General features: G+C 68.0%; 14 protein-coding genes. 7 read left to right on the top strand and 7 right to left on the bottom strand.

Annotated features, from left to right (window positions below; all coding sequences use genetic code 11):
- Window positions 1-76 precede the first annotated feature (76 nt).
- The 3 genes from ABZ796_RS03225 (at window position 77) to ABZ796_RS03215 (ending at window position 2516) form a co-directional block, all read left to right on the top strand.
- Window positions 77-634, top strand: a complete 558-nt coding sequence (locus tag ABZ796_RS03225; RefSeq protein ID WP_357334581.1) for an AAA family ATPase — start codon at window positions 77-79, stop codon at window positions 632-634.
- A gap of 142 nt (window positions 635-776) precedes the next feature.
- Window positions 777-1838, top strand: a complete 1062-nt coding sequence (locus ABZ796_RS03220) for a hypothetical protein (RefSeq protein ID WP_357334579.1) — start codon at window positions 777-779, stop codon at window positions 1836-1838.
- A gap of 27 nt (window positions 1839-1865) precedes the next feature.
- Complete coding sequence (locus tag ABZ796_RS03215) at window positions 1866-2516, top strand: hypothetical protein (protein WP_357334577.1); 651 nt, start codon at window positions 1866-1868, stop codon at window positions 2514-2516.
- A gap of 6 nt (window positions 2517-2522) precedes the next feature.
- On the opposite strand, the gene ABZ796_RS03210 is transcribed toward ABZ796_RS03215, so the two are convergent.
- Both ABZ796_RS03210 and pyrE read right to left on the bottom strand, forming a co-directional pair.
- Window positions 2523-3197 (bottom strand): DedA family protein, encoded by a 675-nt coding sequence (locus ABZ796_RS03210; RefSeq protein ID WP_357334576.1) that lies wholly within the window; start codon window positions 3195-3197, stop codon window positions 2523-2525.
- Window positions 3198-3241: 44 nt separating this feature from the next.
- Window positions 3242-3778: an orotate phosphoribosyltransferase gene (gene pyrE, locus ABZ796_RS03205; protein ID WP_357334574.1), complete on the bottom strand. Its 537-nt coding sequence runs from the start codon at window positions 3776-3778 to the stop codon at window positions 3242-3244.
- A 99-nt stretch (window positions 3779-3877) separates the two neighbouring features.
- Between pyrE and ABZ796_RS03200 the strand changes: the two genes are divergently transcribed.
- The gene (locus tag ABZ796_RS03200; protein ID WP_357334572.1) at window positions 3878-5044 is read left to right on the top strand and encodes a pyridoxal phosphate-dependent aminotransferase; all 1167 of its coding nucleotides are present in this window, start codon (window positions 3878-3880) and stop codon (window positions 5042-5044) included.
- Here ABZ796_RS03200 and ABZ796_RS03195 read toward each other — a convergent pair.
- The gene (locus ABZ796_RS03195) at window positions 5041-5772 is read right to left on the bottom strand and encodes a VTT domain-containing protein (protein WP_357334571.1); all 732 of its coding nucleotides are present in this window, start codon (window positions 5770-5772) and stop codon (window positions 5041-5043) included. The genes ABZ796_RS03200 and ABZ796_RS03195 overlap by 4 nt on opposite strands.
- Window positions 5773-5876: 104 nt before the next feature.
- Between ABZ796_RS03195 and ABZ796_RS03190 the strand changes: the two genes are divergently transcribed.
- The gene (locus tag ABZ796_RS03190; RefSeq protein ID WP_357334569.1) at window positions 5877-6566 is read left to right on the top strand and encodes a TrmH family RNA methyltransferase; all 690 of its coding nucleotides are present in this window, start codon (window positions 5877-5879) and stop codon (window positions 6564-6566) included.
- Window positions 6567-6628: 62 nt separating this feature from the next.
- Here ABZ796_RS03190 and ABZ796_RS03185 read toward each other — a convergent pair whose 3' ends face one another.
- The 4 genes from ABZ796_RS03185 to ABZ796_RS03170 all read right to left on the bottom strand — a co-directional run bounded on the left by ABZ796_RS03185 (window position 6629) and on the right by ABZ796_RS03170 (window position 9865).
- A complete protein-coding gene (locus tag ABZ796_RS03185) occupies window positions 6629-7405 on the bottom strand; it encodes a septum formation family protein (protein ID WP_357334567.1) in 777 nt (258 codons plus the stop codon).
- Window positions 7406-7613: 208 nt separating this feature from the next.
- Window positions 7614-8177, bottom strand: a complete 564-nt coding sequence (locus ABZ796_RS03180) for a dihydrofolate reductase family protein (protein WP_357334565.1) — start codon at window positions 8175-8177, stop codon at window positions 7614-7616.
- 60 nt (window positions 8178-8237) lie between these two features.
- A complete protein-coding gene (locus tag ABZ796_RS03175) occupies window positions 8238-8729 on the bottom strand; it encodes a SigE family RNA polymerase sigma factor (RefSeq protein ID WP_357334564.1) in 492 nt (163 codons plus the stop codon).
- A complete protein-coding gene (locus tag ABZ796_RS03170) occupies window positions 8726-9865 on the bottom strand; it encodes a hypothetical protein (protein WP_357334562.1) in 1140 nt (379 codons plus the stop codon). The genes ABZ796_RS03175 and ABZ796_RS03170 overlap by 4 nt, the downstream gene beginning before the upstream one ends.
- A 162-nt stretch (window positions 9866-10027) precedes the next feature.
- Here ABZ796_RS03170 and fbaA point away from each other — a divergent pair, with 162 nt between their 5' ends.
- Window positions 10028-11050 carry a class II fructose-bisphosphate aldolase gene (gene fbaA, locus ABZ796_RS03165; protein WP_357334560.1) on the top strand — a complete coding sequence of 341 codons (1023 nt, stop codon included), beginning with the start codon at window positions 10028-10030 and terminating at the stop codon, window positions 11048-11050.
- 280 nt (window positions 11051-11330) lie between these two features.
- Window positions 11331-13028 (top strand): hypothetical protein, encoded by a 1698-nt coding sequence (locus ABZ796_RS03160; protein WP_357334559.1) that lies wholly within the window; start codon window positions 11331-11333, stop codon window positions 13026-13028.
- The last annotated feature ends 265 nt before the right edge of the window (window positions 13029-13293 follow it).

Raw genomic sequence — 13293 nt, 5'->3', positions numbered from 1 at the left:
GCGAGTGGGCACGCAGGTGCCCACTCGGCCGACGTACGTGACGCCTCGGCGAGCGGGTGGCCGGTACCCTCCTAGCGTGCGCAAGGGTCGGATCATCCTGCTCAACGGGGCGTCGAGCTCGGGCAAGAGCAGCATCGGGCGCGAGCTGCTGCCGCTGCTCGAGGACCCGTGGTTCTTCGTCCCGGTCGACGAGATCAGCGGGATGCGGTCGACGGTGCATACGCGCGAGCTCGACGAGGACGGGATCGCCGACATGCTGCGGCGTACCCGGCTGGGCTATCACCGCGCCGTCGCGGCCCTGGCCTCGGTCGGCAACGACGTGATCATGGACTACCCGCTCAGCGAGACCTGGCGTCTCGAGGACCTGCTCGAGGTGCTCGACGGCTACGACGTCACGCTCGTCGAGGTCTGGTGTTCACCCGAGGAGCTCGAGCGGCGCGAGGCGGCGCGCGGGGACCGGCCGGCCGGACTCGCCCGGTCGCAGACCCTGGTCTATGCCCATGGTGCGTACGACATCCGCGTCGACTCCACCACCGCCACCCCGGCCGCGTGCGCGAAGGAGATCGCCGAGGCTCTTCCCGCTCTCACCGCGCCCAAGGCCTTCGACCGCCTCCGCCTCCTTCGCGCCGAGTAGGCGCTTACGTCGGCCGAGGCGTCACCTACGTCGGCCGAGGCGTCATCGCCGTGCCCACTCGGCCGACGCGGGCGATTTCTCGGCCGACGGGGGCGACCTCTCGGCGGGCGGGGTTGGCAGGGATGAGAAAATGATTCCCGACATGTCTGAAACGAAGCTTCCTCGCCCCGGTCAGGCCACCCTCGCCGGGTGGCTCATCGTGCTCGGCTCACTGCTCACCGTGGTGACCGCCTGGGACCAGATCGCCGGGCTGCGCAGCCTGGACACCCGGGAGCGGGTGGAGAAGGTGCTCGCCGAGCCGCCGCTCGCCGGCTCGGGGATCGGGCTCGACAACATCCTCGACCTCATGCACGTGATGGCGCTGGTCACCGGCGCCATGGCGGCAGCCGCGGTGATCCTCGGCTGGCACGTCCTGCAGCGCAACAAGCAGGCCCGGCTCGCGCTCACGGTCATCGCGGCGCCGCTCTTCTTCGCCGGGATGTTCGGCGGAGGCTTCTGGTCCACGCTGGCCGCCGTGGCCGTCGTACTTCTGTGGATGTCCCCCACCCGCGACTGGTTCGACGGCGTCTCGCCGACCAAGCGGGAGGCGCTCGACAACGGCGACCCCGATCAGGAGTCGTACGTCGCTCCGGCTCCGCCGGAGGCCCCGATCGCCGCGACCACCGCTACCGGCTCGACCTCTGGACCGGCTCGGCTCTCGGCGCAGCAGCCGCCGCCGTGGACCGGTGCGGTCGCCCAGCTCGCGAAGGCGGCGCCCAAGCGCCGACCGGGCGCCGTGATGGCAGCAGCGGTGCTCACCTGGATCGGCTCCGGGCTCACCGCACTGATGATGCTCGCCTCGGCGGTGACGGCGACCGCCAATCCCGACCTGATCCTCGACCAGGTGCGCAAGCAGGCGGAGAGCGACCCGACGATGCGGGAGGTGGCCGGGCTCTACACCACCGACATCATCGTCGCCTCGGCCTGGATCATGGCTGTGCTGGTGACGCTCGTGTGCGTCGCCGCCGGGGTGTTCGCCGCGTTCGTGATCCGCCGCCACTCCTGGGCCCGGGTCGCGCTGATGATCTCCGCCGGCATCTCGGCGCTGTCGCTGCTCCTCTTCGCCCTCGCCTTCCCGCCGGCGGTGGTCCTCTTCGGTGCCGCGGTCGCGACCTTCTCGTTCCTGCTGCGGCCCGAGGTCGCCGCGTGGTTCCGCAACAGGTGACGCCGCAGGCCGGATAGGCTCCGCGACATGTCAGATCAGTACGGCTCCTTCGACAACCCCTACGGCGGCACGCCGCCGTTCGAGGGGCAGGAGCCGCCGCCCCCGACGCCGTACGCCGCCCCGCAGCCGACACAGCCGCAGCAGCCCCAGGGATGGGGCCAGGTGCCCCCGGCCTACGGCCAGTACGCGATGGGGCAGCAGCCCCCGCCGTACCTTCGTCCCCACTATCCGCAGCCGGATCCCGACACCCGTCCCGGGACGGTGGTCGCGGCGTCGGTCATGACGATCGTGGGATCGGTGATCGCCCTGTTGATCTCGGTGTTCATGGTGCCCGCGGGGATCGCCGACTACAACGACCCGACGTCCTCCGAGAAGGGCGTGACGCTGGCGATGCTGATCTGGTTCGCCGTCTGCGGCGTGCTCAGCCTGATCGCGATCCCGCTCGGGATCATGGTGCTGTTCCGCTCCAACGTCGCCCGGATCCTGATCACCGTCGTCGGCAGCTTCGCCGCCTTCATCTCGCTCTTCACGGTGCTCTATCCGGCGCTGATCATCTCCGCGCTGGTGATGCTGTACGCCGGCAGAGCAGGCGCCTGGTTCGCCCGGCGTGCGCCGGCCGACCCGCTGCGGCCCGGGGCGGTGCCGGGCATGACACCGCCGACGCACCAACAGTTCTAGACGGGCTCAGGGGACGAGCGAGTCGTCCTTGGCGCCGTTCTCGGAGCCGCGGACGATCTTGTAGATGCGCAGGCCGATCCAGGCCACGACGGCCACGGCCACGACCACGATGACGATGTTCTGGAAGCGGCCGACGATCGGCTCGACCTTCTCCCAGTTGTCGCCGAGCTGGTAGCCGGCGAGGACGAAGATCGTGTTCCAGATCGCCGAGCCGACGGTGGTGAGGATCAGGAACTTCCAGATCGGCATCCGGGTCACTCCGGCGGGCACCGAGATCAGCGACCGGAAGATCGGGATGAACCGGCCGAAGAAGACCGTCCAGGCGCCGTACTTCTCGAAGAACGCCTCGGTCTTCTCCAGGTCGGAGGTCTTGATCAGCGGCAGCTTCTCGCCGATCCAGTAGACCCGCTCACGGCCGATCAGCGCGCCGATCAGGTAGAGCGCGAGCGCACCGACGACCGAGCCGAGGGTGGTCCAGATCAGCGCCTCGGCGATCGTGAACCGGCCCTGGGCGGCGGTGAAGCCGGCGAGCGGCAGGATGATCTCGGAGGGCAGCGGCGGGAAGAGGTTCTCCAGCGCGATGCCGAGCCCGGCACCCACGGGGCCGAGCTTGTCCATCAGGTCGACCGCCCAGCCGGCGACGCCGGTGAGCTCCTCGGTCTGGGCGGCGATGAGGATCATGAGGCTCTCTTCGGAAGTGTGTGGGTGGGCCGGGCGGCCGAAGCCTAGGAGGCTGCGTTGACCGCGTCCAGCTCGGCCCGGGTCAGCACGGATCGGATCTCCAGCGAGACGTCACGCAGCGACTCGCCGGGCTCGGGCGACCGGTCGATCGCACACACGACAGTGTCCACGATCGCACCAAGCGGGCGGAGCGCGTTGACGGCGTCGCGCACGGCACCACCGGACGTGATCACGTCCTCGATCAGCGTCACCCGCTTCCCGTCGAAGGAGGGTCCCTCGGCGAGCTTGGCGGTGCCGTACTCCTTCGCCTTCTTCCGGATGAAGATCGCCGGGATGCCGGTCTTGGCCGACACCATGGTCACGATCGGGATGCCGCCGAGCTCGAGGCCACCGAGCAGCTCGGTGCCCTCCGGCAGCAGCTCGACCATGCGAGCGGCGACACGGTCCAGGAGCGCCGGGTCCGCCTCGAAGAGGTACTTGTCGAAGTACGTGTCGCTGACCTGCCCCGAGCGGAGCGTGAACTCCCCGTGCAGGCGGCAGGTGGCGTCGATGTCGGCAGCAAGGCTCTGGTCCGTGGTCACGGCCCCTAGCCTAAGTGTCATGAGTGAGCGCCAGCGAACGGCATCAAGGGTCAGGCCGCCGCGTCCGTATTCTACGGTCTGCCCTACGGAGGCGGCGGCATGACGGCACGACGACTGCACGGCATCCCGCCGACGATCTTCTCCGAGATGTCGGCCCTGGCCGTCGCCACCGGCGCGGTCAACCTGGGCCAGGGCTTCCCCGACGTGGACGGCCCCGACGAGATCATCAAGGAAGCCGTCAGCGCCTTGGAGAGCGGACGGAACCAGTACGCCCCGGGCCCCGGCATCCCCGCGCTCCGTGAGGCGGTCGCGGCCCACCAGCAGCGCCGCTACGACCTGACCTTCGACCCGGCGCGTGAGGTCACGGTGACCACCGGCGCCACCGAGGGCATCGCAGCGGCGATCCTCGCCCTGGTCGACCCGGGCGACGAGGTGATCCTCGTCGAGCCCTACTACGACAGCTACCCGGCCATGGTGCAGTTCGCCGGCGGCGTACGTCGCCCGGTGACGCTCAGCCTGGACCCGGACGCGCCCGGCGGGAGACTGCCGCGGGAGGCGCTCGAGGCGGCCGTCACGGAGAAGACCAGGCTGCTCCTGCTCAACTCCCCGCACAACCCGACCGGCACCGTGCTCACCCGCGAGGAGCTGGAGACGGTCGCCGCCTTCGCGCGAGACCACGACCTGACGGTGGTCTCGGACGAGGTCTACGAACACCTGACGTTCGACGGGACGCCACACATCCCGATCGCCACGTTCCCCGGGATGCGGGAACGCACCCTGACGCTGTCGAGCATCGGCAAGTCCTTCTCGTTCACCGGCTGGAAGGTCGGCTGGGCGACCGGCCCCGAGCACCTGGTCCAGGCGCTGCTGGGCGCCAAGCAGTGGCTGACGTTCACCTCGGGAGCCCCACTGCAGCCGGCCGCTGCGTACGCGCTCGAGCATCTCGACCACTGGCCCAAGGAGCTGGCGCTCGACCTGCAGCACAGGCGCGACCTGCTCTGCGCCGGGCTGAAGCAGATCGGCCTGGACGTGACGATCCCGGAGGGCACCTACTTCGCCGTCTCCGACATCACCGACCTCGGCTGGAGCGACGGGCTCGAGTTCTGCCGGGCGCTGCCCGAGCGGGCCGGCGTCGTGGCCATCCCGCTGCAGGGGTTCTACGACACGGATGCCGGCAAGCACCTGGTCAGATGGACGTTCACCAAGCAGCGTGAGGTGATCGAGGAGGCGCTGGAGCGTCTCGCCCGCGGAGAGCTGACGCGTTAGTGGTCGGCCCGGCGGTCGGCGTCGCCGTCCGCCGGGGTGCGGGGCCGGACCGCCAGCCCCAGGATGTCGCGGTCCGGGTGGCCGTCGTCGTCGAGGTCCGCGGCCAGCCGTGAGGCCGTACGCCGCCGGCGCCACCACTCCACCATCGCGGGCGCGAAGGCGAGCGCGAAGAGCAGCAGGATCAGGTAGTCGATGTTGTCGGCCAGCCAGGGCCAGCGGGATCCGACGAAGAAGCCGAACAACGTCACCACCAGGACCCACAGCACGCCGCCGACGAGGCTCCAGAAGTAGAACCGTCGCCGGTCCATGTGGGTGACTCCGGCGACGACGGTGACATAGGTGCGTACGAAGGCGATGAACCGGCCGATCACCAGCGCCTTGTTGCCGTGCTTGTCGAAGAACTCACGGGTCTGGTCGAAATGCCGCTTTTTGATGAACCTGCCGTTGCGTTCATAGAGCCGCGGCCCGATCTTTCTACCGATCTCATAGCCCGTCACGTTGCCGGCGAAGGCCGCGGCGACGAAGAAGAGCATCGCGACCACGATCTCGACGCCCGGAGGCCCGGGAAAGAGGTCGATCTTGCCGGTCGCGATGAAGATTCCGAGCGCGATCAGCAGGCTGTCACCTGGTAGGAACGGGAAGAAGAGACCGCACTCGATGAAGATGATGATGAGGCTGATCCAGAAGAGCGGCTCGCCGAAAGTGGCCAGCAGAAAGTCCGGACTCATCCACTCCAAACCGGCCAACATCGGCGCAAAATTCCCCGCACCTGTCACCCGCCCTACGGTACCCATAGGTAACAACTCTTGTTGTCGAATATTCTGACTCGTCGATGAACGAGACACGACCGTCCGAGGCTGAATCCAGAGCGCCGTACGACCCGATGCCCCACGGGCAGCCCGAGGTCGGCCTGGGCCCGTGGCAAGGTGAGTGGCCCGAGGGGGAGCACTGGGACCCGGACCTGCTGGCCAACGGTGACCGCCGCAACGTGGTCGACCGCTACCGCTACTGGACCCTCGAGGCGATCGTCGCCGACCTCGACCAGCGCCGCCACGGCTTCCATGTCGCCATCGAGAACTGGCAGCACGACTTCAACATCGGCACCATCGTCCGCACCGCCAACGCCTTCCTCGCCGCCGAGGTGCACATCGTCGGCAATCGCCGCTGGAACCGCCGCGGCGCGATGGTCACCGACCGTTACCAGCACGTCCATCACCACCCGGACGTGCCCGCGCTCGCGGCGTACCTCCATGAACGAGACGTACGCCTCCTCGGCATCGACAACCTGCCCGGATCCCTCCACCTGGAGACCATGGAGCTGCCGAAGTCGGTCTGCTTCCTGTTCGGGCAGGAGGGCCCGGGCCTGTCCGTACAGGCCCGCGAGAGCGTCGACGGCACCTTCTCGATCGCCCAGTTCGGCTCGACGCGGTCCATCAACGCCTCGGCGGCCGCGGCGATCGCGATGCACTCCTGGGTCGTCCAGCACGCAGATCTGGGCTCGGACGAGGCCTGGCGCGGCTGAGAGACGAACGATCCCCCGGGCGCATAGCCCGGGGGATCGGTGGAGCAGCTGGAGTCAGCGGGTCAGTTGGTGTTCCGCTCGTAGCAGACGACCGTGTGGTCACCGGTCTGCCACTCGTACTTGCTCGTGACGCTGTAGGCCCTCGTCCTGGCCGGGCAGTTCTTCGCGACGGCGTTCTGGACGGAGGTCGTGCTCGGGTAGGTCGTACCGGACTTCCTGAAGGCCGAGATCGACTTGTAGGTGTGCCCGCTCAGGCAGGAGTACGGCCCGGCGAACTTCGCGCTCATGCAGCCGCGGGTGCGCTGGGTCAGCGCGATGCCCTCGAGGAACTTCGCCCGGTTGGTCGGCAGGTTCTTCAGCGAGTCCTTGCCGGGGAGGACGACGTCGCAGCGGAACCAGCGCTGGCCGGCCTTGAACTGCTCGGGGGTGGGCACGTAGAACGCGGTGGTGTACGCCGACTGGTTCCGCTTCGAGGCGGTGCTGCCGAGCTTCTTGCTGAGCGCGCGCACGCACGTCTTGACCATGTGGGAGTAGTTGGCCTCGCGGGTGAGTGAGGCCTCGGTGCGGGTCGTACCCGACACCAGGGTGCCCAACGCGATGGTCTTCGCGGTGTGGGCCGCGCTGCACGAGACCTTCTTACCGGTCTGAGACCAGGAGCCGTAGGCCGTCCAGCCGTAGTTGTAGCAGGTTCCGACCGTGGGCTTGGGCGGCACCGCCGCGTCAGCCTTGGTGGCGGTGAGTCCGATGAGGGAGAAGACGCCGATGACGAGCCCGAGGATGAGGGCAGCCGTCACGGGCTTCTGCGCAGGCGCGAGCGCGCCGGCACGAAGACGAGACATGATCGTGCTTTCGAATGGGTGGGATGTGGCGGCTGAATCTTCGCAGCGGGATGCCCGGCAGGGCATAGTCAATTCGGGTGGTTGTAACCGGGTTACGACCCGGTGTCAACGGCGAAAACCTGATCCGCTAAAGTTAACTTCTGGGTCGCCCGGATGTGCCCCACTTCGGTGGGTGCGTGGCCTCGGGGCCGGGCGGCAGCGGGGGCTCTCAGTGCCTCTCCGCCCGGTAGCGGATCTGCACCTGCTCGCCGGTCTGCAGGACGTCGATGACGCGCATCCGCTTGCTGGTGATCCGGCGGGGGAGCAGGGGCGCCCCGGCACCGAGGGTGACCGGGCAGATCCCGGCCACGACCTCGTCGAGCAGTCCGGCGTCGTCGAACTGGCCGACCAGGTCCCCACCGCCCACGAGCCAGATCCCACCGTCGACCGTCGCCGCGATCTCGTCGTAGACGGGCGTCACGTCACCATGCACGAAGTGCACCTGCGTGCCCTGGACCTCCGGCAGGTCGGTCGCGTGCGTGAACACCCATACCGGCCGCTCGGCGTAGTACTCCCGCCACTTCTCCGGCCCGGTCAGCATCTCCGGATCGTGCTCGATCATCCAGCGGTACGTCGTGCCGCCCATCACCAGCGCCGCCGACTCCGTCATCAGCCGCTCCCAGGAGGTCTCGTCGTCGCCGTGCGGCGTCTCGAAGAGCCAGTCGAGCGAGTTGTTCTCGTCGGCGATGTAGCCGTCCAGCGATGTCGCGGTGAAGTAGGTGACCTTGGGCATGCCCCTGACGCTAGGCGCGTCAGGGGCATGCCTGCCCGACCGTTCTTGCTCTGTCTCCGGCTAGGTCCGCGAAGCGTCCCCCGACTCCAGACAGGTACGCAGCGTCGCGAGCCCACGGGAGGAGTGGCTCTTCACGGTCCCCTCGCTGATCCGCAGCTCGCGCGCCGTCTCGGCCACCGACAGCTGCAGCCAGTGCCGCAGGACGACCACCTTGCGCTGCATCTCGGGCAGCTCCTGGAGCGCGTCGAACAGCTCGGACCGCTCCTCGACCTGGTCCGTCGGACCGGGTCGCTCCGGCAGGTCGCCCGACCGCTCCCGCCGCCACCACGGCCGCCGGGTCTGGTCGATGTGGGCGCGGACGAGGATCGTCCGGACGTACGCCTCCTCCGACCCGGGCTCCACCCGCCGCCAGGCCGCATAGAGCTTCACCAGGGACGTCTGCACCAGGTCGTCCGCCCGGTGCCAGTCGCCGCACAGCGCGTACGCCACCCGCACCAGGTGCGGCCGCCTGGCCGCGACGAACGCGGTGAAGGCCTCGTCGTGCGCGCTCATGCCCACGGCCCCCCTTTGGGGCCGTTGTTTCGCCGGACGATCTCGGCGAACTCGTCGAGCGAGAACGGACCCCGGTCCTCGGCGTACGGCGTCGGGAGCAGGTTGTAGACGAACGCCCATGAGACGTTCTTCGTCCGCGTAGCACTCTCCTTCTCCTGGACGAGGACGTATTGCTCCTTGCCGTCGACCGTGATCCGTGCGGCCGCAGTCTGTGACGTCTCGGCAGTGAAGGACTCGTTGATGTCCGGGTCGGCGACCTGTTCGAGGACCTTCACCCCGTCTTCGGCGGGGACGACAGTCGAGCCGCTGAACTCGACCGCATGGGTGACGGCCGGTTCCCCGAGGTTGAGGTCGTTCGGACGGTAGGCCGTGCGATCCGTCTTCTCGACGCGTGTCAGCCAGTCGTCGATGGTCTGGCCGGGAATGGCATAGGTCGAGCCGCCGTCGGGTGCCAGTGACAGTGCTGTGCGGCTTTGTCGGAAGAAGAGCCACTTTTTGAGGCCTTCTCGCTCGATGACCGCTCCGACCGAGTCCCAGGGTGCGTCGTATCCGAACGGGTTGGAGATCTCGCGGACGATCTCCCAGCCGTTCCCGCCGATGGCGAGCTGGCCGCCGGCCTCCCACGTGGTGTCTGGGACGTAGTCGGGAAGCTCACGTGCCCACGTCCGAAAGTCCTTCGCGGTGCGGGATGCGTCGGTGAATGAGGCGTCGTCCGGTTCCGGGAAGTAGGCGTAGATCGTCTTCTCGCCGTCGGTCACCGCCACCGCCAGTGAGTCACTGGTGGTGAGGGCTCCGACCCGGTCCACCTCAGTCCAACCTCCCTGGAGCCTCGTCGCGCCGGTGTCGAAGTCGTACGCGACCGGAGCCAGGTCGCTCAAGGGGATGTCGACAGCGGGAGGCCGCTCCTCGTCCGTCGACCGCGTCGCGATCGGGGGCTCGGGGTCAGCACTGTCTCGCGAGGGGTCGACGACCGCGCCGATCCCGATCACGGCGGCCACCGCAGCGACGGTGCCGGCGACGGCGGCGAGCCGCCGGCGGCGTACGAACTTCTTCCCGTCCGCCACGAGCGCGGCCGGGTCGGTGTGCGTGGGCGGGGGTTGGGGAATCGCCCGTTCCAGGGTTTCCTGCCAGTCCATGTTGCCTCCAAGGTCAGTCTCACCCGTGGATACGGATCTCGCGGTAGATCGGTTGTCCTGCTTGATCGATCCAACTCCGAGCGTTGGTAACGGGTGGACCGGGGCGCATTACGCTGGCCACCAGCGCACCGGTCGACAACGGATCTTCAAGGAGACCCCCAGATGCCCATCGCCACCCCCGAGAAGTACGCCGAGATGCTCGCGACCGCGAAGGAGAAGGGGTTCGCCTTCCCCGCGATCAACGTCTCCTCGTCGCAGACGCTCAACGCGGCACTGGCCGGCTTCGCGGAGGCCGGATCGGACGGCATCATCCAGATCTCCACGGGCGGCGCCGAGTACCTCTCCGGCCCCACGGTCAAGAACATGGTGACCGGCTCGGTGGCCTTCGCGGCGTACGCGACCGAGGTCGCCAAGTCCTACGACGTCAACATCGCGCTCCACACCGACCACTGCCCCAAGGACAAGCTCGACGGTTTCGTACGTCCTCTGCTCGAGCTCTCCGCCGAGCGCGTCCAGCGCGGTGAGGCGCCGCTGTTCCAGAGCCACATGTGGGACGGGTCCGCGGTGCCGCTGGAGGAGAACCTGCAGATCGCCGAGGAGCTGCTGGCGAAGGCCAAGGCCGCCCACATCGTGCTCGAGATCGAGGTCGGCGTGGTCGGTGGCGAGGAGGACGGCATCGTCGGGGCGATCGACGACAAGCTCTACTCGACCCCCGAGGACGCCATCGCGACCGCCGACGCGCTGGGTGTCGAGGGCTACCTGACCGCGCTCACCTTCGGCAACGTGCACGGCGTCTACAAGCCGGGCAACGTCAAGCTCCGTCCCTCGATCCTGCGCGACGCCCAGGACGCGGTCGTGGCCAAGCTCGGCCTGCCGGCCGGTGCCAAGCCGTTCGATCTCGTCTTCCACGGCGGCTCCGGCTCGAGCGCCGAGGAGATCGCCGAGGCGGTCTCGTACGGCGTGGTCAAGATGAACATCGACACCGACACCCAGTACGCCTACACCCGCCCGGTCGCCGGCCACATGCTCGCCCACTACGACGGCGTTCTCAAGGTCGACGGCGAGGTCGGAGACAAGAAGCAGTACGATCCTCGCGCGTGGGGCAAGCTCGCTGAGGCCGGTATGGCCACTCGGGTCGTAGAGGGTGCCCAGCATCTCGGTTCTGCGGGCAACTCCATCGGCTGATCGACACGCCGGGGACAGGCCAATGGTCCCGATTCGGAAAACGTTGTGGCACACGGCATAGCAAACTCGGGCTTATGTCGTTGTGCCGGTCATTGGTAAAGCGATTCAATGCCCCTAGCTGGACGGCGACTCTCGGGTAATCAAGTCGGACCGTCCCCTCGGCGTTGATCTTGGGAGGGACATCCTCGGTATGGAAACCACTGCGCGAAACCGCACAATCGGCGGGATCGTCATAGGCGCGATCATTCTGATCCTGCTGCTCGTCTTGTTCTCTTGCACTGTGAACAACGGTGATCCACAGAGCTCGCCGGAGAAGGATCCGACCACCGGGGAGTCTTCGCTCCCCAGTGATCCGGACACTCTCGAGCCTGACGAGAAGCCGTCGGAGAAGGAGTCCGACGAGCCGGAGGTCGTCGACGACGACATCGTGCCGGCCGCCAACACCGGAGTGACCTTCATCCCCGCGGGCAACGTGCCCTCGGGCAGCACGCCCACCTGTGAGCTCGACCCGAGCGCCTGCGAGGACACTCGTCCGCCGGGCGCCGGTGTGGACATCTGCGAGATCCGCCCGGACCTGACCCAGTGCCAGGAGCCCGAGCCGCCGACCACCCCGCCGGGTGACGGCGACCCGACCACCCCGCCGGACGACGACTGCCTGCTTCCGCTCGGCCTGCTGTGCCCCGAGGACCCGGGTCCCGAGGACCCCGGCCCGGAGGACCCCGGCCCCGGTGACCCGGAGGACGACAACACTCCTCCTTCCAAGGTTTCTGACGTGGCCTGCCGGGTCAACCAGAACGACCCGAGGATCATCACCGTCACGTGGGGTGATGCAAGGGACAACGTTGGTGTCGAGTCTTACGCGGTTTACACCGACCAAAACTTCGCGCAGCCGAGCGAAAAGGGTCCGCACCGCGCGACCTACGAGCTCAGGGCTGGCAACGTTTACAACTTCTGGGTTCGCGCGGTCGATGCTGCGGAGAATCAATCTGAAGAGTGGGACGTGGTGACCTGTGCAACGGACGTTGAGGCACCGGAGATCCCGTCGAACCTCGATGTGCAGTCGGTGGAGCCCACCGCCAGCACCCTTGAGCTGACCTGGGAGCGGTCCTTCGACAACCCGAGGCCGGGCGGTGTCGGCGAGGTGACCTACAACGTCTACCGCGACGGCGAGTTCTACCTGAACGTTGACGGATTGTCGTATGAGGACACCGAGTTGGAGTCCGACCGTGAGTACAAGTACCAGGTGCAGGCCGTAGACGGTGCTGGCAACAAGTCCGAACGAACTGAAGTCGTGACCGGTAAGACGATGATGCCGCCGACGGCACCTACGAACGTCCAGATCGCGAATGCCGGCCCGCTTGGGTTTGATGTGTCCTGGACTGCGTCGACTGATCCGGATGGTGAGACCCCGCAGGATCGGATTGCCTACCACGTTGACGTCGAGGGTGGCGGCTGCATCTCGACCACTGTGACCGGAAGCACCTCGGCGAGGATCACCTGCGTGAACCTGTTCGGTGCGGACTCAACGGTCACTGTCACGGCTGAAGATGGAGGCGGAAACCTTTCTGAGCCGAGTGCCCCGGCCTCGACTGCTAACACCCCGCAGGAGGGCGACGGTGCTGCGCTCCGCTCGACCACTCCCGGCGAGGAGAAGTCCGACGCCCCGGCCGACAGTCCGGTTCCGTCCGACGTCCCGGACGTGAAGGCTCCAGTCGAGGAGCCGACCGAGGAGAAGTCGCCGCTGCTGCCGGGTCTGGATGACATCCTCCCGGGTGGCGACGACGCCGCTGAGGCTCCTGCTGAGGAGCCGGCCGAGCCCGAGGCAGAGCCGAGCGAGTCGGAGTCCCTGGCCGCGCGGCCGACGACCGAGGAGCCTGCTGACGAGGCGACCGAGGACGCTCCGGCCGAGGAGGACGAGGGTGGCCTGCTGGGCGACATCGTCGACTCGGTGACGAGCGCCGTGGCCGCGGTGTTCTAGTCGATCACACGCCGAGAAACAGGGCGGGGAGAGCCGAGAGGCTCTCCCCGCCCTGTTTGTTGTCGGTGTGCCGCGGTGCGATTGCCCACGGCGCCGAAGACTTCCCCGCACGAGCGCACGTCCCCCACGCACCGGAGCGTGGGGACGTACCTGGGTGCGGGGCGCCGGAGGCGTAGAGGAGCGGCGGCAGACTGCTGACCGAGGTAACTCGGTCGGCAGTCACTCTCATCGTGGAGTTGGGCGCGGAGTGTGTCCGTTCGCCGAG

Source organism: Nocardioides sp. NPDC047086, assembly GCF_040643685.1.
In the GTDB taxonomy this organism is placed as follows: Bacteria; Actinomycetota; Actinomycetes; order Propionibacteriales; family Nocardioidaceae; genus Nocardioides.
The sequence above is the reverse complement of the archived record's forward strand: the minus strand, read 5'-3'. Positions and strand labels throughout refer to the sequence as shown.

Excerpts from the sequence above, each read along its gene's own strand:
- ABZ796_RS03185 (WP_357334567.1), bottom strand. The coding sequence starts at position 7,405 with ATGTCTCGTCTTCGTGCCGGCGCGCTCGCGCCTGCGCAGAAGCCCGTG.
- ABZ796_RS03220 (WP_357334579.1), top strand. The coding sequence starts at position 777 with ATGTCTGAAACGAAGCTTCCTCGCCCCGGTCAGGCCACCCTCGCCGGG.
- ABZ796_RS03215 (WP_357334577.1), top strand. The coding sequence starts at position 1,866 with ATGTCAGATCAGTACGGCTCCTTCGACAACCCCTACGGCGGCACGCCG.
- ABZ796_RS03200 (WP_357334572.1), top strand. The coding sequence starts at position 3,878 with ATGACGGCACGACGACTGCACGGCATCCCGCCGACGATCTTCTCCGAG.
- ABZ796_RS03210 (WP_357334576.1), bottom strand. The coding sequence starts at position 3,197 with ATGATCCTCATCGCCGCCCAGACCGAGGAGCTCACCGGCGTCGCCGGC.
- ABZ796_RS03195 (WP_357334571.1), bottom strand. The coding sequence starts at position 5,772 with ATGAGTCCGGACTTTCTGCTGGCCACTTTCGGCGAGCCGCTCTTCTGG.
- fbaA (WP_357334560.1), top strand. The coding sequence starts at position 10,028 with ATGCCCATCGCCACCCCCGAGAAGTACGCCGAGATGCTCGCGACCGCG.
- ABZ796_RS03170 (WP_357334562.1), bottom strand. The coding sequence starts at position 9,865 with ATGGACTGGCAGGAAACCCTGGAACGGGCGATTCCCCAACCCCCGCCC.
- ABZ796_RS03175 (WP_357334564.1), bottom strand. The coding sequence starts at position 8,729 with ATGAGCGCGCACGACGAGGCCTTCACCGCGTTCGTCGCGGCCAGGCGG.
- ABZ796_RS03190 (WP_357334569.1), top strand. The coding sequence starts at position 5,877 with ATGAACGAGACACGACCGTCCGAGGCTGAATCCAGAGCGCCGTACGAC.
- ABZ796_RS03180 (WP_357334565.1), bottom strand. The coding sequence starts at position 8,177 with ATGCCCAAGGTCACCTACTTCACCGCGACATCGCTGGACGGCTACATC.